This window comes from Flavobacterium sp. (assembly GCF_004295795.1).
GTDB lineage: Bacteria > Bacteroidota > Bacteroidia > Flavobacteriales > Flavobacteriaceae > Flavobacterium.
This window is the reverse complement of the sequence record NZ_SEBR01000014.1, coordinates 96,650-115,829: the sequence shown is the minus strand read 5'-3', so window position 1 is coordinate 115,829 and position 19,180 is coordinate 96,650. Positions and strand designations below refer to the sequence as shown.

The window sequence follows — 19,180 nt, the reverse complement described above, 5'->3', positions numbered from 1 at the left end:
AACCTCCTTTCTTGTTGCCAGTATGCCGATGAACTTGTTGCTGAATGCGGGTGCAAAAGTAGCACGCTTTTTCGTTTCTGCAAGTTTTCGGCAAGGTTTTTTTCGAAGTTTTTTCACGCCCTCACGTAAGTCGCTGGAAAGCCGATTCTTGCGCGCAAAAGTTTTTTCCCGGTTTCTAAGGATTGCGCCACGTGCGACCTCCGCGTGAGGGATGGCGGCGTTGTCTGAGCTCTTTTGCCTGACTCGAGTTTTGGCGGCCAAACGGGTTTTCCCGGGCAAAAAGCGAGCGCCTCCAGCCCGACGGCGGCCTCCGATCGCGCGTCTTGGAGGACGATAGGAAATTTTTTCGGGATCGGCTCTTGGGAAACGGCCGCCGGCACGCCCTGATAAAAGTTGGCAGTTGCAGTGGCAGTGGCAGGCAAACCGCGCCGGAAAAGGATTGTGGAAAATAGTTATGGAAATGCATTTCGTGAAATAGCTTTCGGCAAAATGTTTTTTATATGTCATTTCTGCCGCATCTGCAACTGCTACTCTTTTGCTTCCGCCACAGCCACCGCCACTGCTACTACTTCTGCTTCTGCTACTGCTACTGCTACTGCTACTGCTACTGCTACTGCTACTGCTACTGCTACTGCTACTGCTACTGCTACTGCTACTGCTACTGCTACTGCTACTGCTTCTGCTTCTGCTTCTGCTACCGCCACTGCAACTGCTTCTGCAACCGCCACTGCTACTAAAAAAAAAGACGGCCAAAAACCGTCTTATATAATATGTACTACTCTTTCTTCTGCGCCTGTTCGATAGCCTTGCCCGTCCAATACTTATCGAGCTCGCCAATATCGGCCGGTTTCACCGCTTCCTGCTTTTGGAGTCTGCCGCTTTGGAAGGCACGCTGCAGGATCGTTTCGATGAGATAGTCCTCGTTCACCGTGTAAGGATCGTAACCTCTTTTGAGATCGAGGTCGAAAACTTTGGCTGTATTGCTCGACCAAAACGCTTTCCATCCGCTTTTGTAGTCCTTGATGATGGAGAAAGTCGTGCGTCCGGTTTGCCTGTAGATCAATTTGATCAGGATTTGACCTTGTTTGCGCGAAAGTTTCTTGAGTTTTTCAGAGAATTCGTTCTCTATATAATCTTCCACAATCTTGTAGTATTTCTTCTTTTCCTTCTCGGTTTTGAGTTTGGACATATTGCGATCCAACATCATCAGGCGTTCCGAAGCCATCCTCGCATAAGGCCAAACCTTGTAGACGCGATTCTGTAAAATCAGGAATTCCTTTTTGTCGGCATAATTGAGTTGGTCTTTGCCGATGTAGACGTCCTCGAGCATATATTCCAAGAGGGAATCCTGTTCGGCTTTGTTGAAATCGGACAGTGTACTGTCTTTTGGAGTGATTTGCGCCTGGACGTTGAATCCGAAAAATAACAAAAGCAAAAACGCGCTTGCGAATCTCATATTGGTCGATTATGGTTCAAAAATATAGAATCCTTTGGCAACTGTAGTGCCAAATCTTTATTTTAGCCGAAATAATTATCTGAATGAGTACAAAAACCGTTTTAAACAAAAAATCGATGGCGTTCCTCGAGCGCTACCTCAATAACGCGTCGCCTACAGGTTACGAAGCCGAAGGACAAAAAATCTGGATGGACTACCTCAGGCCGTACGTCGACACATTCATAACCGACACTTACGGAACTGCCGTGGGCGTGATCAATCCGGAAGCCGAATTCAAGGTCGTCATCGAAGGACATTCCGACGAGATTTCGTGGTACGTGAACTACATTACAGACAACGGTCTTATATATGTAATAAGAAACGGCGGCTCTGACCACGTGATCGCGCCGTCAAAACGCGTGAATATCCACACCAAGAAAGGAATCGTGCAAGGTGTTTTCGGATGGCCGGCTATCCACACCAGGAATCGCGACAAGGAAGAACAGCCCAAAATCGACAACCTCCATATCGATGTGGGATGCGAAACCAAAGCCCAAGTCGAGGAAATGGGAATCCACGTAGGATGCGTGATCACCTATCCGGATGAATTCATGATCCTCAACGGAAACAAATTCGTATGCCGCGCGATCGACAACAGGATGGGCGGATTCATGATTGCCGAAGTGGCGCGCCTGCTGTCGGAAAACAAGAAAAAATTGCCTTTCGGGCTTTACATCACCAATTCCGTCCAGGAAGAAGTCGGATTGAGAGGAGCCGAAATGATCACCAACACTATCAAACCGAACATCGCGATCGTAACCGACGTCTGCCACGACACGACAACGCCGATGATCAACAAACGCATAGAAGGCGAAACCCAAATCGGGAAAGGTCCGGTCGTGACTTACGCGCCTGCGGTCCAGAACAATCTTCGCGAGCACATTCTCGATACGGCCGAAAAGAACAAAATCCCATTCCAACGATTAGCTTCTTCAAGAGTTACGGGAACTGACACGGACGCTTTTGCCTATAGCAACGGCGGAGTCGCATCGGCACTGATCTCGCTTCCGTTGCGTTACATGCATACGACTGTCGAAATGGTCCACAAGGACGATGTGGAAAACGTGATCCGACTTATCTACGAATCCTTGCTGGGAATCGAGAACGGGGAAACCTTCAGCTATTTCAAGTAAAAACAAAAAGCATCCCGAATAAGGATGCTTTTCTTTTATAACTAACTTTTATAAGTCGGGATTACAGTCTTGGCAAAGCGTCCGGAATCGAAACTTTTGACTCATTTCTGTTGATGTATTTGAAATCAAGTGGCGCATATTCGATTTTTTGCGCGTCGATAATGCGGTTGTTTTCCTTGATTTCACTTGCGGATGTCTCGAAAAACAAAGGCGCTTTCACTTCGTCATTCGCATCGACGACCTTGTTGTTGTCGAGTGCGGTCTCTTCTGATGACTTCGAATAATCGGAAGAAATGTAAGCCGATGGATGCAAAATCGTGTCTTCGTTCGAGAATTTTGCGTTGACCGGGATTTTGTCTCCAAATCCGGTTTCAGTGTCGATTTCGCTAAAGCCGAAGCTCATTGCGTTTGCGGTCATGGCCAACATAGCCACTCCGAAGGTGATGATTGATTTCATGGTGATTGTGATTGTGATGATTGATGATGATTTGTGATTGATTAAGCTTTTGCGAGAAGCTCGGCGAGTTCTTTGTTGCCGGTAGCTTCGGCCCATTTTTGGGCAGTGAAACCATTCTCGGTTTTCTCTTTCGTGCTCGCTCCTTTGGAAAGCAGGTATTTTGCGATTTCAACCTGATTGTAACGGGCGGCGACCATAAGTGGCGTCATTCCGTTTGATTTCTCGTTCACGTCGGCGCCGTATTCGACCATTTTCTTGACGAATTCGATTTCTCCCTTGGAGATTGCCGTGCAAAGTGGTGTTCCGATGAATTTTACTTCCGAAGTAGAAGTCGTGGTTGCAGAAGCTGAAGTTTCGTTGGCGATAGCGACATTACAGAATGAAACTAAGGCGATGGCCAGACAGAAGATTGATTTTTTCATGATTGATTGTGATTTAATGATTGATTTTAAATAATAGACGTAATTCGTGCAAGAACGTTACTGTGATGAATCGGATTAACGTTTCTTTAACGACTTCCCGACATTCCAAAATTAAAAAACGCCCTGATTACGGGCATTTTGAAATCGTTACGATAAAATTACTTTTTGAGGAAGTCGAGCACATTTTTCTCGATCCGCTCGTTTATTTCAGAAATATCGGCTTTCACGAAAGGCTCGCCGATGATGTTTTCGTACAGCTCTATGTAGCGTTCGGACACTGACTGGATATATTCGTCCGTCATTTCCGGAATCGCCTGACCGTCTTTTCCCTGAAAACCGTTCGCGATCAGCCATTGGCGCACGAATTCTTTCGACAATTGCTTTTGAGGTTCGTCTTTGTCCTGGCGTTCCTGATAACCGTCGGCGTAGAAATAACGCGAAGAATCGGGCGTGTGGATTTCGTCGATCAGCACGATTTTTCCGTCTTTTGTCTTTCCGAATTCATATTTCGTGTCGACCAAAATCAATCCGCGACTGGCCGCGATATTCGTTCCGCGTTGAAAAAGTGCGTGGGTGTAATTTTCGAGCACGAGATAATCTTCCTCCGAAACGATTCCCTGAGACAGGATCTCCTCACGCGAAATATCCATATCGTGTTCGCCATTGTCGGCTTTGGTCGTCGGCGTGATGATCGGCGATGGAAATTTGTCGTTCTCTTTTAAACCTTCGGCCATAAAAACGCCGCAAAGACTGCGCTTGCCCGAAGCATATTCGCGTGCGGCATGTCCGGAAAGATAACCGCGAATCACCATTTCCACCTTGAACGGCTCACACAAATGCCCGACAGCGACATTAGGATCGGGCGTTGCGATAAGCCAATTCGGGACGATATCTTTCGTAAGTTCCATAAAACGCGTGGCGATCTGGTTGAGCATTTGTCCTTTATAGGGAATGCCTTTCGGAAGTACGACATCAAAGGCCGAAAGCCTGTCGGTGGCAACCATGACCAAAAGTTCGTCGTTTATATTGTAGACTTCGCGAACCTTGCCGCGATAGACCGATTTTTGTCCCGGAAAATTGAAATCTGTAGTTGTGATCGTGTTGCTCATGTTTGTGGTTTTTGACTTGATTTGCCCTGTCTTTCGAGACTTGCGCCTGCAAAAATACACTTTTGGAAAGACATTTATCTATTTAGTTTGGCGTTCGTCGATTAAAAACAGCGTCCGTAATCGCGTCTTATATATTTGCCAAAAACCTTCCGATGGAAACCCAAAACCGCGCCCAATGGACTTGGTGGCAAAAAATCTGCTTCCGATTCCTCTTCGTTTATTTTACTTTGTATCTGCTTGCGACGCCTTGGTTGCAATTCACGGGACTGACCGCGCTGAACAAGTTGCAAACCTCCGTGATCGATTGGTTCGTGCATGCCTTCAACGACCATTTTTTGCACTTCAGGAAAGAATTGGTCCCGATGAACGGCAGCGGCGACACCTCTTACGCGTGGACGCTATTGGTTCTGGAACTTTTTGTCGCGCTCCTGGCAAGTCTCGTCTGGAGCGTTCTCGATTTCAAAAAACACTCATATTACCGACTCGATTATTTGCTGAGAACCGGACTTCGGTATACGATCTCGTACTTCGCGATAAGTTACGGCATCATAAAAATTTTCCTGATACAGATGCTATTTCCGATGCTGAGCCAAATGGCGACACCTCTCGGCGAAATTTTGCCGATGCGGCTTTCGTGGCTTTTCATCGGCTATTCCGATCCTTACCAATTTTTCTCGGGCGCGCTCGAACTCACGGCCGGCCTGCTTTTGCTTTTCAGAAGAACTGTCACTTTAGGAGCTTGCCTTGCGTTTGCGATTTTTCTCAATGTGATGATGCTGAACTTGTGCTATGACATTCCGGTGAAAATATTCTCGATGCATTTGACGGCCATGTGCGCCTATTTGCTCGCGATTGAAATGCCTCGCCTCTACAACTTTTTCATCCGCCACAAAGTCGACCTCGGAAATCCTTTGTACCACTTTGCCTCAAAAAGAAAATCTGTAAAAGTTGGACGGATCGTGCTGAAATGTGCGTTCTTTCTTTGTACGGCCGCGATGTTGTTCGACACTTTCAACTATTATCAAGAAGCGACTTCGCCAAAAAAACACTTTACCTACGGCCTGTTCAAGGTCGAGCGACTCATCGTCAATAAAGACACGGTTCCGGTTTTGGCCAACGACACGCTGGTTTGGAAAGACATCATTTTCGAGAAAGACGAAATGGCGAGCGTCGGCTCGAGGGACACGATTTTCCGTCCGCGATACGGCCGCGGCTATTTCTATTACAGACAAGATGTCAAAAAACAGGTTTTGCACGCCTACAAATTCAACAAAAACGACAGCATTCCCATTGGCGATTTGCATTATTCCTGGTCTGGGAAAGATACTTTGCGCCTGAAGACAAAAGTCCGGAACGACTCTGTTTTTGTTTTGCTCAAACGCGACAAACGCCAATTTCCGCTTGAAAAACGGGAGTTCCATTGGTTGTCGGAATCAAACCGATAAGTCTGAAAAACAAAAAAGCGCAGGTTCTCACCCACGCTTGTTCTATACTTTTTTTTGTCGGATCAGCCCTGATGCTCGATTTTCTTGTAAGCTTCGATGACTTTGCGCACCAACCTGTGCCGCACGATGTCTTTGTCGTCGAGATGGATGATTCCGATGCCGTCGGTATCTTTCAAGATCAATAGCGCTTCTTTGAGTCCGGACATTGTCGAACGCGGCAAATCGATTTGTCCCGGATCGCCCGTGATGATGAATTTGGCGTTTTTGCCCATACGCGTCAGGAACATTTTCATTTGCGAATGCGTCGTATTCTGGGCTTCGTCGAGAATCACGAAAGCGTGGTCCAAAGTTCGTCCTCGCATGAAGGCCAATGGCGCGATCTGGATAATACCTTTCAATATATAGTCTTCCAAAGTCGTCGGTGGCAACATGTCGCGCAAAGCATCATATAACGGTTGCATGTAAGGATCGAGTTTTTCCTTCATGTCGCCCGGAAGAAATCCGAGATTTTCGCCCGCTTCTACCGCCGGACGCGTGATGATGATGCGCTTGACCTGTTTTTCCTTGAGCGCTTTCACGGCTAAAGCCACGGCGGTATAGGTTTTACCGGTTCCGGCCGGACCGACCGCAAAAACCATATCGTTTTTGTAAACCGTATCAACGAGCAGTTGCTGGTTCGGCGTCATGGCCTTGATCAGCTTTCCGCCAAGGCCGTGCACAAGGATCTTGTCGTGGTCGGGCATTCGCGTTTCATCTTGCGAAGTGCTTTGGATGACGCGATCGATGACGTTGTCGTCTATATTATTGTATCTCGTGAAATGCGCCATGAGTCTGTGGAAGCGGTTCTCGAATTCGTCGAGCACTTCCTTTTCACCGAATGCCTTTATGGTCGTGCCTCTGGCAACGATTTTCAGTTTCGGATAATACTTTTTGATGGTTTCCAGATGGGCATCCTGCGCGCCCCAGAAATCCTTTGGGGCAATCTCGCCTAGTTCAATGACTCTCTCGTTCAAACGGCTGCTTTTTAAATTAGGAATAAAAGCTTTTTTAAGTAGCTTTGCATGAATTCCGGACACACTTTTTTTGTGTTTCGGTTCTCTCAAATATAACCAATTTAAAGGCGCCTCGCCAAGATTTTATAAACAATCAGATGTCAATAATTACGCTTACTACCGATTATGGCCTGCGCGATCATTTCGCCGGAGCATTGAAAGGGAAAGTGTTGACAGAATACCCAGAGGCGCAAATCGTCGACATTTCCCACGAAATCGATCCGTTCAATACGGCCGAGGCGAGTTACATCGTCGAGGCCGCCTACTCGAGTTTTCCGAAAGGAAGCGTCCACCTGATTGGAGTCGACGCCGAAATCAACCGCCACCAAAGGCATTTGGCCATGTTGTGGGACGGGCATTATTTCGTGTGCGCAGACAACGGAACATTGGGCTTCCTGACGCAAAAATTCGCTGCCGAGAAAATCGTCGCGATCAACATCCACGACAGATTGCCTGACGATTCAAGCGATCTCGACGCGTTGGTGAAAGTCGCCTGTCATTTGGCAAAAGGCGGAAATCTCAATGTCGTCGGACGCGACACCGAGGAAATTCGGGAACTCAACCAGAAAAAACCCGTGATCGCATCTGATTTTTCCAACATCAAAGGAAATGTCGTTTACGTGGATCACTTCGGGAATGTCGTGACGAACATTACGCGCAAGATGTTTTCGGAAACAGCCAAAAACCGCAACTACGAGATCGTATTCCGACTTGGGCAAAATGCCATCAGGACGATCTTCGCAAAATATTCCGATGTGATCACATCCGACAATTTTTCCCCGAGTTTTTACGAAGGACAAAAACTTGCCGTCTTCAACGCGGCCGGAAATCTCGAGATTGCCGTTTACCGCAGCAATCCGAAAACGACCGGGGACGCATCTTCTTTGCTCGGACTCAAATATTGGGACGACGTCATCATCAATTTCCAGTAAGATGTTCATCAGGATCGTAAAACTGAGTTTCCACGAAGAAAATGTGCCTGCTTTTCTCGAAAATTTCGAGTTGATGAAGCAAAAGATACGAAATGCGCCGGGCAACCGTTTATTGGAATTGTATCGCGACAAGCAAAATCCGGGCGTTTTCTTTACCTATAGTTATTGGGAATCCGAAGATGATCTCGAAAACTACAGAAAGTCCGAACTGTTTTACGACGTTTGGAGTTTCACCAAGAAATTTTTCAACGACAAACCCGAAGCCTGGAGCGTCGACCGTTTGGTGCGTTTGGAGTAAAGTCGGAAATCCGGATCGAAAACAGATCTGACCTTGAAATTAAGAATAGAAACAATAAAGAACAGGTAATGAAAGCCATTCTGTTAAGAGAGATAAAGTCGTTTTTCGGTTCGCCCGTCGGCTATCTCGTCATCGCCATTTTCCTGTTGCTCAACGGGCTTTTCCTTTGGGTTTTCGACGGGGAATTCAACATTGCGCAAAGCGGTTTCGCCGACCTGACGCCATTTTTCACGATCGCGCCCTGGATTCTGATCTTCCTGGTTCCGGCCGTGACCATGAAGAGTTTTTCCGAAGAAAAGAAACAAGGAACACTTGAACTGCTTTTAACCAAACCGTTGAGCGCGTGGCAAATAGTGAACGGGAAATTCCTGGGATCGGTTTTGCTGATCGCCATCGCAATCGTTCCGACGCTTATCTACGTTTACGTCGTTTCCAGACTCGGAATGCCCGAAGGCAACATCGACATGGGAAGCACGATGGGTTCTTATTTCGGATTGCTTTTCCTGATTGGCGCTTATTCGGCGATAGGGATTTTCACTTCGTCTCTGTCCGATAACCAGATCGTGGCTTTTATCCTGTCGGTTTTCCTTTGCTTCCTTTTGTATTATGGATTCGAAGGTTTGGCCGGATTCGTCGGGAATTCACGCGACCTCGTATCGGCACTTGGCATGGACAGCCATTTCGAAAGTATGGGACGAGGCGTGATCGATACGCGCGATGTGGTCTACTTCCTTACCGTGACCGTTTTGTTCCTTTCGTTCACCGTGTTCAAACTCAAATCGCTAAAGTCATGACAGCAGCCAAACAGAAAAATCTCAAAAGCCTCGGGATCACGATTGCGGTTTTGGTCGTTTTGAACCTTATCGGAGTCAAGGCTTTCCAACGCTTCGACCTCACGCAAGACAAGAGATACACGCTTTCGCAGACTTCATTCGACATCATGCAGGAAGTGCGCGAACCTTTGCTCGTCGACGTTTATCTCGATGGTGATTTTCCGGGCGAATTTAAGAAACTGCAATCCGAGACGCGGCAATTGCTCGAGGAATTCAAGGCCTACAACTCGAATATCCGCTTCCGGTTCATCAATCCGCTTGACGATTCAGAAAACAGCGCTCCGGATAAACGCGATTTGATCTACTCGATTTTCAGGATGGACAATCCGACGGTTCCGGCCAAGGAAACAGCCGAAGTCAAGAAGAGTATCGACGGGATTTCGGATCTTGACAAAGCCGTTCTCGATTCCTTCGTCGGAACCGGAATGACGCCGGCACGCGTGACGATGAACGACAAAGGCAAACAGACCGAAGCCGTGGTTTTCCCTTGGGCGATCGCCACTTACCAAGGCCGAAGCGTCAAGATTCCGTTGCTCAAGAACATGATGGGCGCCTCGACGGCCGAAAAAGTCGTCGGCTCCGTGCAACACCTGGAATACGCCTTTTCGAACGGATTCAACACTGTCGCCAAGAGCAAGAACAAAAAAATTGCCGTACTCAAAGGAAATGGCGAGCTTCACGATCTTTTGATGGCCGATTTCATCAAGAACACGCGCCAGAATTACTTCATCGGTACTTTTACGACAGATTCCGTGGCGAAACAACCGACCGAAACCCTCAAATACCTCAAGAAATACGATTTGGTCGTGATCGCAAAACCGACCGAAACTTTTTCCGACGCCGAAAAACAAGTGCTCGACCAATATATCGTAAACGGTGGAAAAACCTTGTGGCTCATCGATCAGGCGAATGTCTCGATGGACAGTCTTTACACGAACAACGGCGCGACATTGGCGTTTCCCGTCGATCTGAACCTGAACGACATGTTCTTCAAATACGGCATCCGCATCAATCCTACTTTGGTGAAAGACCTGAATTGCGCACCTATCGCGTTGGCCACCGGAGAACAAGGCAGCGCGGCCCAATATTCGCAATATCCTTGGTTCTACTCGCCACTGGCTTATGCTCCGAAGGGTTCGAAAAGCGCAATCACGGCCAATCTCGATCCGGTAAAATTCGATTTTGCCAATAGCATCGATGTTTTGAAAAACGACATCCAAAAGACGGTTTTGCTCGAGTCTTCCCAATATTCGAATGTCGTCGGAACGCCCGTCGAAGTGAGACTCGACATGGTTCAGGAACGTCCCGATCCGGCAGAATTCAAAGGGAAAGGCAACATCCCGTTGGCGGTTTTGCTCGAGGGAAAATTCCATTCGGTTTACGAAAATCGCGTGCTGGCGTTCAAGGATCCCGAATTCAAGGCGGAAGGAAAGGCCGCAAAGATGATCGTGATTTCAGACGGTGATATCGTCCGCAACCAATTGGACAAGGAATATCGTCCGCTTGAACTCGGTTATGACAAATGGACCAACAAACTCTACGGAAACAAGGAATTCCTGAGCAATTGCGTGAATTATCTGCTCGACGACACCGGACTTATCAACATCCGCAACAAAGAAGTCAAATTGCCGTTGCTCGACCAACAAAAAGTTTACGACAGCTATTCGACGATCCAGGCCGTAACGCTCGGATTCCCAATCGCGATCCTGGTCGTTTTCGGACTTTTGTTCACGTGGCTGCGCAGACGTCGCTTCGCCAAATAGTGTTAATAAAAATAGTTTTGCCTTTGTTTCGCCTTTTGGTGGATTAGGATATATTTGTGTTTCGGATAAATTCCGACTAAAAAATAAAATTTGCAGATGAAATTCATCGTATCGAGTTCGTATTTACTCAAGCAACTCCAGGTTTTGGGAAGTGTTATCAACAGCAGCAACACCTTGCCTATCCTTGACAATTTCCTTTTTGAACTGGACAACAACACGCTCACGGTTTCGGCCAGCGATCTTGAAACGACCATGAGCGCCACGCTTGAGATCGATTCGACTTCCCAAGGCAGCGTCGCGGTTCCGGCGAAATTGTTGCTTGAAATCCTCAAGACGTTCCCAGAACAGCCTTTGACGTTTACCGTCGAGGAAAACAGCACCATAGAAATCAGCTCGAATTCGGGTAAATACGCTTTGGCCTATGCGCCGGGCGAGGAATTTCCGCGTTCGGTGAGTTTGGACGATCCTTCGTCTACGGTCGTTCCTGCCGAAGTTTTGGCAACTGCGATCAGCAAGACGATCTTTGCTGCCGGAAACGACGATTTGCGTCCGGTGATGTCAGGCGTTTTCTTCCAGTTTTCTACTGAAGGACTTACTTTCGTTGCCACGGATGCTCACAAACTCGTGAAATACGCTCGTGCGGACGTAAAAGCGTCCCAGGAAGCGAACTTCATCATGCCAAAGAAACCTTTGAACATCCTGAAAAGCATTTTGGGTGCGTCGGATGCCGAAGTCAAAATCGAATACAACGACTCGAACGCGACTTTTTCGTTCGACAATTATGTGTTGACTTGCCGTTTGATCGACGGGAAATATCCGAACTACGAAGCGGTGATTCCGAAGGAAAATCCAAACAAGCTGCAAATCGACCGCGGACAGTTTTTGAGTTCGGTGCGTCGCGTGGCGATTTTCTCGAACAAGACCACACACCAAATCAGACTAAAGATCGCCGGAACCGAACTCAATATTTCGGCAGAAGATATCGATTACTCCAACAAAGCCGAAGAAAGATTGACTTGCGACTATCAAGGCGACGACATCCAGATCGGTTTCAACTCGCGTTTCCTTACCGAAATGCTAACCAACCTGCAATCGGATTCCATCCTTTTGGAGATGTCGCTTCCAAACCGCGCGGGAATCCTTACGCCCGTTGACGGACTTGACGAAGGCGAAAGCGTGACAATGCTTGTAATGCCAGTCATGCTGAACAGCTAAGCTACCAACCATTTTTTTTATAAAAGACCGCCTTCAATTTGATCGCGGTCTTTTTGTTTTATCCGGTTATTACGAATGTCCGTTGTCTTCGGCCGAATATCCATTTACGCCCGACGTTCGTTCATCGGCTTTCCAAACTTTTGACTATTGTGGTAAATTTGGACGGGACGCGATTTTTCAGATAAGCCATGACTTCTGTAAAAAAGCAATTTGTTAATTAAAATCTGATGTTTCCGAAAACAGTTTCATCAATAAAGTTCTAATATTACACCCAATTAAGAAATTCACTTTCTTGGCGGAAACCGAAAAGCCTTACGAGTAGGAAAACCAACCAAAACCAATTACCAATGAACAAAAAAGTTCTAGCCGGCGTGCTTTGTCTTGCCGGATTGTTTGCCAGCGCGCAGAAACTCGACAAATTCGGGGCTGACCTCGGAAAGAAAAGCCTAATGGGCAAAGAAGTGCGCGTGCCATACACGGATGTCATCAGCTATTACGGATTCGTGAAACCGGGCGCGACGCCTGACGAAACCAAAGACGGCAAAAAGATGTACTACGTCTACGTCTGGATTCCGGTTGCGGCTCCCGAAATTGGGATTCGCATGGTTTCTCCTGCGCCCGAGGGCATGAAGCCGTCAGACAAAGATTACGTGACTGCAGATTTTACTGCGAACTCTTCTGACACCAAAAGCTTTTTCGATACTTGGGTGACCTTTGAAAGAGCCGAAGGAATCCTTAAAATCGAGGACGTGGCCGCAAAAGCCAAAACTGCCAAATGGATCAAGATCGAGTCGAATGACGACTCTTCTGAACTGCCGGCTCAACCGTCAGGTAGCAAATACAACTCTTTGATGCGTATTACGAGCGAAACGTCAAACCCAACGAAATCGTTGGTTATGGGCTTGTACCGCGTCGGATTCACGACTTACAAAAAAGGCGAAGTTCAGGGAAGTTTCCTTGCGCAAATAGGTGCTCCGGTAAAATTGCCTGGAGTAGCTGTTGCCGCAAAACCGGAAGATGTCGCAAAAGCCGCGAAATAATCAATTTATTTACAAAACCGAAGCCGCTTGGAAACAAGCGGCTTTTTTATGAAAAATTATGGATATCTCAAAATACACAGGCCAGCAAGGCGTTTGCGAAGTACAAAACAAGGAGCGTTTTATCGCCAAAGTCATCGACTATTCTTTCGACGGAACGACACACCACTTCAGTTTCAAAAGTCCTTTGCCGGTGCGCGAATTAAATAACGGTGGATGGACTATCGGATTCGGCCACACTGTTTTCGGGCAGGATTTCGATTTCAGTACATCGAATGTAAAAATCGAGGGAGACGCGATCGAATTTATCGAAGTGAGACGCGAACTTACCGTAAAACTCAACTTCGAAAAAAAAGCAGTTGGCGAAAAGACATTGGCTTACATCAATAAATTGACTGGCGTATAGAACACGCTTTCTACTGCGAATCACTCTTGTCATTTCGGCCACTAATACACGAGTTGTTGAGGACAATACTTTCGATAATCACCTACGGCCAGTTTGCGCCGCTAAGGTCTTGGTCAAATCTTCTTGCGAGAAAAGCTAAACCGCGAATTCGCGAATTTACGCACATTTCCAAGAGTAAATTCGTGCATTCGTGGCCAAATCGTCTGACGGGAAAGATAAACCGCGAGTTTTCGAATCTACTCATTTCCAAGAGTAAATTCGCGAATTCGTGGCCAAATCGTCACGGGGGAAAAGATAAACCGCGAGTTTTCGAATCTACTCATATCCAAGAGTAAATTCGCGAATTCGCGGTTAAAATTATTAGCTCAACCTGTTGCGGCAACTTCGAAAAAGTTGTCGTCAGCGGCTCACGATTTTGTGGCGGCCACGCGAATGAGTTTCTTGTTGACGAATTCCTCGATTCCCAAAGGCGACAATTCGCGTCCATAACCCGAACGTTTCACGCCGCCGAAAGGCAAATCAGGACGCGAGGCAAGATTCTCGTTGATGAAAATCATTCCAGTTTCCATTTGATTTGCGACGTTGATAGCTCGTTCGGTGTCTTGTGAAAACACGGCGCCACCAAGCCCGAAAGTCGTGGCATTGGCCAACTCGATGGCTTCTTCCTCAGACTTTACGCGGTAAAAAGAAGCGACCGGCCCAAAAAGTTCCTCGTGATACGCGACCATTCCGGGTTTTATGTCGGTAAGGATCGTGAACTCGTAAAATGCTCCTTGCCTATCGATGCGTTTTCCGCCTGCCAAGACCGTCGCTCCGGCCTTGACCGTTTCCTGGACTTGCTTGTCGAGATTCTTCAACGCGTCCTCAGTACACATTGGCCCGATTTCGGTTTCCGGATCCATCGGATCGCCAACTTTCAAACCTGTAATTTTGTCCTTGAGTTTTTCGATGAATTCGTCGGCGACCGCTTCCAGAACGATGAATCGCTTGGCAGACGTGCACGCTTGTCCGGTATTCGAGAATCGTCCGAGGTAAGCTTTTTCGACTGCAAGATCCAAATCGGCATCTTCCAACACGACAAAAGCATCGCTTCCGCCCAATTCGAGAACCGATTTCTTGAGATTTTTTCCCGCCGATTCACCCAGACTGGAACCCGCGGCTTCACTTCCGGTAAGCGACATCCCAACGATTCGCTCGTCTTCGCCCAATTTCGAAACGCGTTTTCCGGCCAGGAACAAATTCGTGTAAACGCCTTCGGGCGCGCCGGCCTCGCGAAAAACCTGCTCGATCATTTGGGCGCATTGTGGCACGTTTGAGGCGTGTTTGATCAGCACGACATTTCCGGCGACGATGTTTGGAGCGGCCAATCTCGCAACTTGGTTATATGGATAATTCCAGGGTTCGACGCCTAAAATGATTCCCATCGGCGAAAGCCTTACGAAAGCTTTTCCATCTTTGACTTCCATTGGTCGGTCTTCGAGAAATTCCGCTGCATTTTCGGCGTAATAGTCGTAAACGGATGCTACCATTTCAACTTCCGATTCGCTTTGGGCAATGAGTTTTCCCATTTCGAGCGTGATCAGTTTTGCGAGTTCTGATTTTTTCTGCCGAAAGATGGAAGCCACTTTTTTGAGCAGTTCGATTCGTTTTTGCAAAGGCGTATTTTTCCAGATTTTGTAGGTTTCGTGCGCTTTGGAGATTTTGGATTCGAGTTGTTCGTCAGTCAATTCCTCGAACGTTTCGACGAGTTGATTGTTGTATGGGTTTATGGTCTGTATCGGCATATAAAAGAATTCGTTATTCGTTATTCGTTATTCGTTATTCGTTATTCGTTATTCGTTATTCGTTATTCGTTATTCGTTATTCGTTATTCGTTATTCGTTATTCGTTATTTGTCGGTAAATCGTTCCCGACCAATTATTAATTATTCATTATCAATTATTAATTAGTAATCATTCATGGATCGCCAAAACCGGAATCCTCGAATGAAAAGCCAGCTTCTTGGTCAGACTCGTATGGAAAAGTCCTTCGAAAAATCCGCGTTTGTGATTCAGAAGCGCGAGCAGATCCGACCCGTTCTGGTGGATGAAATCAAGAATACTTTCCTCGACAAACTCGTTTTCGATGATGTGGAAATTCACGTTTTTGTCCTTCATCAGCAATTGCCAATTCGCTATTACGACTTCTTTCGCGTCCGATGCCGGTGTGTTTACGTGCAGACAATCGATCGTCGCGCCAAAAGCCTCGGCCAACGGCAAAAGCTGTTTTAACGCAGGTAAATCCTTTTCACGGAAACGCGTCGTAAAGGTGATTTTCCGTATCGGAGTATAAGTGGAATCTTCGGGAACGCCCAAAACGAAAGCGTTCGTGCGCGTCATCACGTTTGCCGTCGAAGTCCCCAAAAAAGTTTCCTTGACGCCGGATGCGCCTTTGGTGCCCATGACAACGTAATCGATGTTGTCGGTTTTGACGATCTGAAGGATGGAATTCACCAAATCGCCGTCTAGCAAAACGTTTTCAATGGGCACATTTTCGCATCCGTTGGCCAACGCAATCTGGCGCAAAACCGGAATCTGTCCTTTGTAATTCTCGAAATTCGCAAGTTCGACCGTATCGTAAACTTCCATCAGATAAGCCGGAACATCGACGTAATTCGCCGCCGGCATCTCATAAACATGGAGCGTGACGATCGTGGCCTCTATGTGCTTGGCGAGTTGGAGCGCGTACACGAAAGCGTTTTTTGAAGCCTCCGAAAAATCGGTCGGAAACAGGATTTTTTTCAACATGGTTTTGGTTGTTTGCTTAAAGTTAGGCAAAGAACGCGAGGCCGTTTTGGGCTTTTGTGAAATATTAACTTTCGCTTTTTTTGATTTTCGGATAGGCGGATGATCCGATGATCTGAAAATCTAAAAACCATTTCTTATTTGCGTAATTTTGCGCCATGATAAATCAGGACAACATCGTCGCATTGGCCACGCCTTCCGGTGCGGGCGCGATTGCGGTGATCAGGATTTCGGGATTGGACGCGATTTCGATAGGTGCATCGGTTTTCAGATCGATCAAGGACAAAGATCTGGAGAAACAAAAATCGCATACGATCCACCTCGGACAGATCGTTGACGGCGAAAAGACTTTGGATGAAGCGCTCGTGTCTATTTTCAAAGGCCCGAATTCTTACACGGGCGAAAACACGGTAGAAATTTCTTGCCACGGATCGACATACATCCAACAGCAAATCATACAATTGTTACTGCGAAAAGGTTGCCGAATGGCCAATGCGGGCGAATTTACACTGCGCGCTTTTCTCAACGGAAAACTGGATTTATCACAAGCCGAAGCTGTCGCCGACCTGATAAACTCCGACAACGAGGCTTCGCACCAGGTCGCGATGCAACAAATGCGCGGCGGATTCTCGAACGAGATCGCCAATTTACGGCAGGAATTGCTCAATTTCGCTTCGCTGATAGAACTCGAACTTGATTTTTCGGAAGAAGATGTGGAATTCGCCGACAGAAGCCAGTTTCGCGACCTGCTCGACCGCATCGAACTTGTACTGAAACGCCTGATTGACTCTTTCGCCGTTGGAAACGTGATCAAAAATGGGATTCCCGTGGCGATCGTAGGTGAACCGAATGTTGGCAAATCGACTTTGCTGAACGCACTTTTGAACGAGGAACGCGCGATTGTGTCGGACATCGCCGGAACGACGCGCGATACGATCGAGGACGAACTCGTGATCGCGGGCATGGCTTTCCGGTTCATTGATACAGCCGGAATCCGCGAGACGAACGATGTCGTGGAAAGCATCGGAATCCAGAAAACCTTCGAGAAAATGGCCGCGGCCCAAGTGGTTTTGCTCTTGCTGGACGGTGGAAATCTCACGCTCGAAAATCCGCTTGACGGCGTGAAATCCGACATTGGGAAAATCAGGAACCAATATCCGCAAACGCCACTGTTGGTTATCGGAAACAAGTCGGATAAACTGTCGCACGAAGACCAGATCCGACTCAAAATCGAGATTCCGGACATCGTTTTGATATCGGCTAAAAACAATGTTTCGGTTGAGGAAATCAAGTCAAAATTGATCTCTTTCGTAAATACGGGCGCACTCCGAAACAATGAGACAATTGTAACCAACACAAGACATTACGATTCCTTGCTTAAAGCTTTGGAGGAAATCCAGAAGGTGAAGTTCGGGATGCAGACAAACTTGCCCGCCGACCTTATGGCAATCGATATCCGCGAGGCTTTGTTCCACTTTGGGACGATCACCGGCCAGGTTACCAATGATGAGCTTTTGGGGAATATTTTTGCGAATTTCTGCATCGGAAAGTAACAACGCGACAACAGCAGGCTTTCTCCATTGAGGTGCTGATATACAATCGACAAGTCGGCAATGCTATTCAAGTGGAAAAGTGATCGTGAAAACCGCCCCGATTTCCTTTGGCGACACAACAATATCGCCTCCCAGTATTTGGACGATCCTCCTGCAATAGGACAGCCCTACCCCGAGTTCGTCGACAACCAGATTGGACAATTTAAAAAGTTGGAAAGCGTTGGCCTCCAAACCATAATTCCTCGAGCAGTTTTCTTCAAAAATGATGCGGAGGCGATCTTCATATTGAAATCTGCTTTCGTTCTTGGAAAAAACGTTGAGCTTTACAACATCAGTACTTATCCTGAATTTCAGATTCGGTAGGTCAGCACTATCGAACCTTTGCGCATTCTTGATAAGTTCATCGAACAGATCCACCAATAATTTGAAATCGGAAACAAAAACAGCACCCGAGCTTGACTTGAGCGCGTTACCTGTAAAGTGAATTGCTTTGGAGGCATCAATGGAATGCTTTTTTATGACGACATCCACAATTTCAGCAAAATCGATTTTAGATTTCGCCATCTTCATGCTGTCTAGAGAATTGAATTTATTCAGGCTGTCCAATAATTGCCTAACGCGATCGACAAAAACGGTAATTTTTTGAAGTGCCTCGAATGACTCCGGTTTGATATTTGGGTCGAGATCGAGTAAAAGCTTGCTACTAAAAAGGTTGACTTTCCTCAAAGGTTCCTGTAGGTCGTGCGTCAGCACTTTGTTAAGTTCGATTTGGTCGATACTTTTATCGTGTAGCTTCTGCAGTTGTTTTTCCAGTTTCCGTTCCGCGTTTTTTAGCTTGTCTCGCGTGGCAATAAGTTCGGCATTTTCGTCAAGTGCCTTTTGGAGAATATTTTTGGCCTCCAGAAGCTCCCGCTCGAACTGGTTGCGTCTTGAGATCTGCATGCCGCCGCAATGCATCTCGATCTTGTCTGCACACTCCGCGACGACGACGTTCAACAAAACCGGAATGTCATCACCTTGCTTTGTCAAAAACGAGAGGAAAATCTCGTTTGCTTTTTTTTGCATCTTTATCAAGGGATAAAAATGCGTCTGGAAAAAAATCCGACTTCCAACGGTAAGTAGTTGCTCCAGTTTTTTCTTGCCTACTACTTCCCCGGCCGAATAACCAAGATCTGTGAGAAATGTCCTGTTGATACGTAAAATCGTCCCGTCATTCGAAAACGAAAAGAGATAGCATGGCATCGCGT

General features: G+C 46.9%; 20 protein-coding genes. 10 read left to right on the top strand and 10 right to left on the bottom strand.

Annotation, left to right across the window (positions count from 1 at the left end; genetic code table 11):
- From EOO49_RS13050 to EOO49_RS13040, 3 genes are all read right to left on the bottom strand, one after another.
- On the bottom strand, nucleotides 1-507 hold a 507-nt coding region (locus EOO49_RS13050), incomplete at its 3' end, for a hypothetical protein (protein WP_290846380.1).
- Between the two features lie 20 nt (nucleotides 508-527).
- Nucleotides 528-704: a hypothetical protein gene (locus EOO49_RS13045; protein ID WP_290846378.1), complete on the bottom strand. Its 177-nt coding sequence runs from the start codon at nucleotides 702-704 to the stop codon at nucleotides 528-530.
- 71 nt (nucleotides 705-775) lie between these two features.
- The gene (locus EOO49_RS13040) at nucleotides 776-1,456 is read right to left on the bottom strand and encodes a DUF4294 domain-containing protein (protein WP_290846376.1); all 681 of its coding nucleotides are present in this window, start codon (nucleotides 1,454-1,456) and stop codon (nucleotides 776-778) included.
- Between the two features lie 83 nt (nucleotides 1,457-1,539).
- Here EOO49_RS13040 and EOO49_RS13035 point away from each other — a divergent pair, with 83 nt between their 5' ends.
- Nucleotides 1,540-2,628, top strand: coding sequence for a M42 family metallopeptidase (locus tag EOO49_RS13035; RefSeq protein WP_290846374.1), 1,089 nt, complete (start codon nucleotides 1,540-1,542; stop codon nucleotides 2,626-2,628).
- Between the two features lie 61 nt (nucleotides 2,629-2,689).
- Here EOO49_RS13035 and EOO49_RS13030 read toward each other — a convergent pair whose 3' ends face one another.
- The 3 genes from EOO49_RS13030 to EOO49_RS13020 form a co-directional block, all read right to left on the bottom strand.
- A complete protein-coding gene (locus tag EOO49_RS13030; RefSeq protein ID WP_290846372.1) occupies nucleotides 2,690-3,085 on the bottom strand; it encodes a hypothetical protein in 396 nt (131 codons plus the stop codon).
- A gap of 41 nt (nucleotides 3,086-3,126) precedes the next feature.
- Nucleotides 3,127-3,507, bottom strand: coding sequence for an ankyrin repeat domain-containing protein (locus EOO49_RS13025; protein ID WP_290846370.1), 381 nt, complete (start codon nucleotides 3,505-3,507; stop codon nucleotides 3,127-3,129).
- A gap of 158 nt (nucleotides 3,508-3,665) precedes the next feature.
- The gene (locus EOO49_RS13020; RefSeq protein ID WP_290846368.1) at nucleotides 3,666-4,616 is read right to left on the bottom strand and encodes a phosphoribosylaminoimidazolesuccinocarboxamide synthase; all 951 of its coding nucleotides are present in this window, start codon (nucleotides 4,614-4,616) and stop codon (nucleotides 3,666-3,668) included.
- A gap of 152 nt (nucleotides 4,617-4,768) precedes the next feature.
- On the opposite strand from EOO49_RS13020, the gene EOO49_RS13015 reads away from it, so the two are divergent.
- Nucleotides 4,769-6,061, top strand: coding sequence for a hypothetical protein (locus EOO49_RS13015; protein WP_290846366.1), 1,293 nt, complete (start codon nucleotides 4,769-4,771; stop codon nucleotides 6,059-6,061).
- Nucleotides 6,062-6,123: 62 nt separating this feature from the next.
- Here the strand turns inward: EOO49_RS13015 and EOO49_RS13010 are convergent, their stop codons facing one another.
- Nucleotides 6,124-7,074 (bottom strand): PhoH family protein, encoded by a 951-nt coding sequence (locus EOO49_RS13010; RefSeq protein ID WP_290846364.1) that lies wholly within the window; start codon nucleotides 7,072-7,074, stop codon nucleotides 6,124-6,126.
- 137 nt (nucleotides 7,075-7,211) lie between these two features.
- Here EOO49_RS13010 and EOO49_RS13005 point away from each other — a divergent pair, with 137 nt between their 5' ends.
- The 7 genes from EOO49_RS13005 to EOO49_RS12975 all read left to right on the top strand — a co-directional run bounded on the left by EOO49_RS13005 (nucleotide 7,212) and on the right by EOO49_RS12975 (nucleotide 13,597).
- Nucleotides 7,212-8,045, top strand: a complete 834-nt coding sequence (locus EOO49_RS13005; protein WP_290846362.1) for an SAM-dependent chlorinase/fluorinase — start codon at nucleotides 7,212-7,214, stop codon at nucleotides 8,043-8,045.
- Nucleotide 8,046: 1 nt separating this feature from the next.
- Nucleotides 8,047-8,343, top strand: coding sequence for an antibiotic biosynthesis monooxygenase family protein (locus EOO49_RS13000; RefSeq protein WP_290846360.1), 297 nt, complete (start codon nucleotides 8,047-8,049; stop codon nucleotides 8,341-8,343).
- Nucleotides 8,344-8,411: 68 nt separating this feature from the next.
- Nucleotides 8,412-9,137: a gliding motility-associated ABC transporter permease subunit GldF gene (gldF, locus tag EOO49_RS12995; RefSeq protein WP_290846358.1), complete on the top strand. Its 726-nt coding sequence runs from the start codon at nucleotides 8,412-8,414 to the stop codon at nucleotides 9,135-9,137.
- Nucleotides 9,134-10,939 (top strand): gliding motility-associated ABC transporter substrate-binding protein GldG, encoded by a 1,806-nt coding sequence (gene gldG / locus EOO49_RS12990; protein ID WP_290846356.1) that lies wholly within the window; start codon nucleotides 9,134-9,136, stop codon nucleotides 10,937-10,939. The genes gldF and gldG overlap by 4 nt, the downstream gene beginning before the upstream one ends.
- Nucleotides 10,940-11,035: 96 nt before the next feature.
- Nucleotides 11,036-12,154: a DNA polymerase III subunit beta gene (dnaN, locus tag EOO49_RS12985; RefSeq protein ID WP_290846354.1), complete on the top strand. Its 1,119-nt coding sequence runs from the start codon at nucleotides 11,036-11,038 to the stop codon at nucleotides 12,152-12,154.
- A 347-nt stretch (nucleotides 12,155-12,501) separates the two neighbouring features.
- On the top strand, nucleotides 12,502-13,194 hold the full coding sequence (locus tag EOO49_RS12980) for a LipL32 family surface lipoprotein (RefSeq protein ID WP_290846352.1): 693 nt from the start codon (nucleotides 12,502-12,504) through the stop codon (nucleotides 13,192-13,194).
- A 58-nt stretch (nucleotides 13,195-13,252) separates the two neighbouring features.
- Complete coding sequence (locus tag EOO49_RS12975; protein WP_290846350.1) at nucleotides 13,253-13,597, top strand: hypothetical protein; 345 nt, start codon at nucleotides 13,253-13,255, stop codon at nucleotides 13,595-13,597.
- A gap of 407 nt (nucleotides 13,598-14,004) precedes the next feature.
- On the opposite strand, the gene EOO49_RS12970 is transcribed toward EOO49_RS12975, so the two are convergent.
- Both EOO49_RS12970 and EOO49_RS12965 read right to left on the bottom strand, forming a co-directional pair.
- A complete protein-coding gene (locus EOO49_RS12970; protein ID WP_290846348.1) occupies nucleotides 14,005-15,381 on the bottom strand; it encodes an NAD-dependent succinate-semialdehyde dehydrogenase in 1,377 nt (458 codons plus the stop codon).
- A gap of 168 nt (nucleotides 15,382-15,549) precedes the next feature.
- Complete coding sequence (locus EOO49_RS12965) at nucleotides 15,550-16,383, bottom strand: universal stress protein (protein ID WP_290846346.1); 834 nt, start codon at nucleotides 16,381-16,383, stop codon at nucleotides 15,550-15,552.
- A 155-nt stretch (nucleotides 16,384-16,538) separates the two neighbouring features.
- Between EOO49_RS12965 and mnmE the strand changes: the two genes are divergently transcribed.
- Nucleotides 16,539-17,933 carry a tRNA uridine-5-carboxymethylaminomethyl(34) synthesis GTPase MnmE gene (gene mnmE / locus EOO49_RS12960; RefSeq protein WP_290846344.1) on the top strand — a complete coding sequence of 465 codons (1,395 nt, stop codon included), beginning with the start codon at nucleotides 16,539-16,541 and terminating at the stop codon, nucleotides 17,931-17,933.
- A 63-nt stretch (nucleotides 17,934-17,996) separates the two neighbouring features.
- Here mnmE and EOO49_RS12955 read toward each other — a convergent pair whose 3' ends face one another.
- A complete protein-coding gene (locus tag EOO49_RS12955) occupies nucleotides 17,997-19,175 on the bottom strand; it encodes a PAS domain-containing protein (protein WP_290846342.1) in 1,179 nt (392 codons plus the stop codon).
- Nucleotides 19,176-19,180: the final 5 nt, after the last annotated feature.

What these genes read in the sequence shown, in the direction of transcription:
- gldG (WP_290846356.1), top strand. Translation starts at nt 9,134, where the DNA reads ATGACAGCAGCCAAACAGAAAAATCTCAAAAGCCTCGGGATCACGATT.
- EOO49_RS13000 (WP_290846360.1), top strand. Translation starts at nt 8,047, where the DNA reads ATGTTCATCAGGATCGTAAAACTGAGTTTCCACGAAGAAAATGTGCCT.
- mnmE (WP_290846344.1), top strand. Translation starts at nt 16,539, where the DNA reads ATGATAAATCAGGACAACATCGTCGCATTGGCCACGCCTTCCGGTGCG.
- EOO49_RS13030 (WP_290846372.1), bottom strand. Translation starts at nt 3,085, where the DNA reads ATGAAATCAATCATCACCTTCGGAGTGGCTATGTTGGCCATGACCGCA.
- EOO49_RS13035 (WP_290846374.1), top strand. Translation starts at nt 1,540, where the DNA reads ATGAGTACAAAAACCGTTTTAAACAAAAAATCGATGGCGTTCCTCGAG.
- gldF (WP_290846358.1), top strand. Translation starts at nt 8,412, where the DNA reads ATGAAAGCCATTCTGTTAAGAGAGATAAAGTCGTTTTTCGGTTCGCCC.
- EOO49_RS13020 (WP_290846368.1), bottom strand. Translation starts at nt 4,616, where the DNA reads ATGAGCAACACGATCACAACTACAGATTTCAATTTTCCGGGACAAAAA.
- EOO49_RS13040 (WP_290846376.1), bottom strand. Translation starts at nt 1,456, where the DNA reads ATGAGATTCGCAAGCGCGTTTTTGCTTTTGTTATTTTTCGGATTCAAC.
- EOO49_RS12975 (WP_290846350.1), top strand. Translation starts at nt 13,253, where the DNA reads ATGGATATCTCAAAATACACAGGCCAGCAAGGCGTTTGCGAAGTACAA.
- EOO49_RS13005 (WP_290846362.1), top strand. Translation starts at nt 7,212, where the DNA reads ATGTCAATAATTACGCTTACTACCGATTATGGCCTGCGCGATCATTTC.
- EOO49_RS12965 (WP_290846346.1), bottom strand. Translation starts at nt 16,383, where the DNA reads ATGTTGAAAAAAATCCTGTTTCCGACCGATTTTTCGGAGGCTTCAAAA.
- EOO49_RS13015 (WP_290846366.1), top strand. Translation starts at nt 4,769, where the DNA reads ATGGAAACCCAAAACCGCGCCCAATGGACTTGGTGGCAAAAAATCTGC.
- EOO49_RS12980 (WP_290846352.1), top strand. Translation starts at nt 12,502, where the DNA reads ATGAACAAAAAAGTTCTAGCCGGCGTGCTTTGTCTTGCCGGATTGTTT.
- EOO49_RS13025 (WP_290846370.1), bottom strand. Translation starts at nt 3,507, where the DNA reads ATGAAAAAATCAATCTTCTGTCTGGCCATCGCCTTAGTTTCATTCTGT.
- dnaN (WP_290846354.1), top strand. Translation starts at nt 11,036, where the DNA reads ATGAAATTCATCGTATCGAGTTCGTATTTACTCAAGCAACTCCAGGTT.
- EOO49_RS12970 (WP_290846348.1), bottom strand. Translation starts at nt 15,381, where the DNA reads ATGCCGATACAGACCATAAACCCATACAACAATCAACTCGTCGAAACG.
- EOO49_RS12955 (WP_290846342.1), bottom strand. Translation starts at nt 19,175, where the DNA reads ATGCCATGCTATCTCTTTTCGTTTTCGAATGACGGGACGATTTTACGT.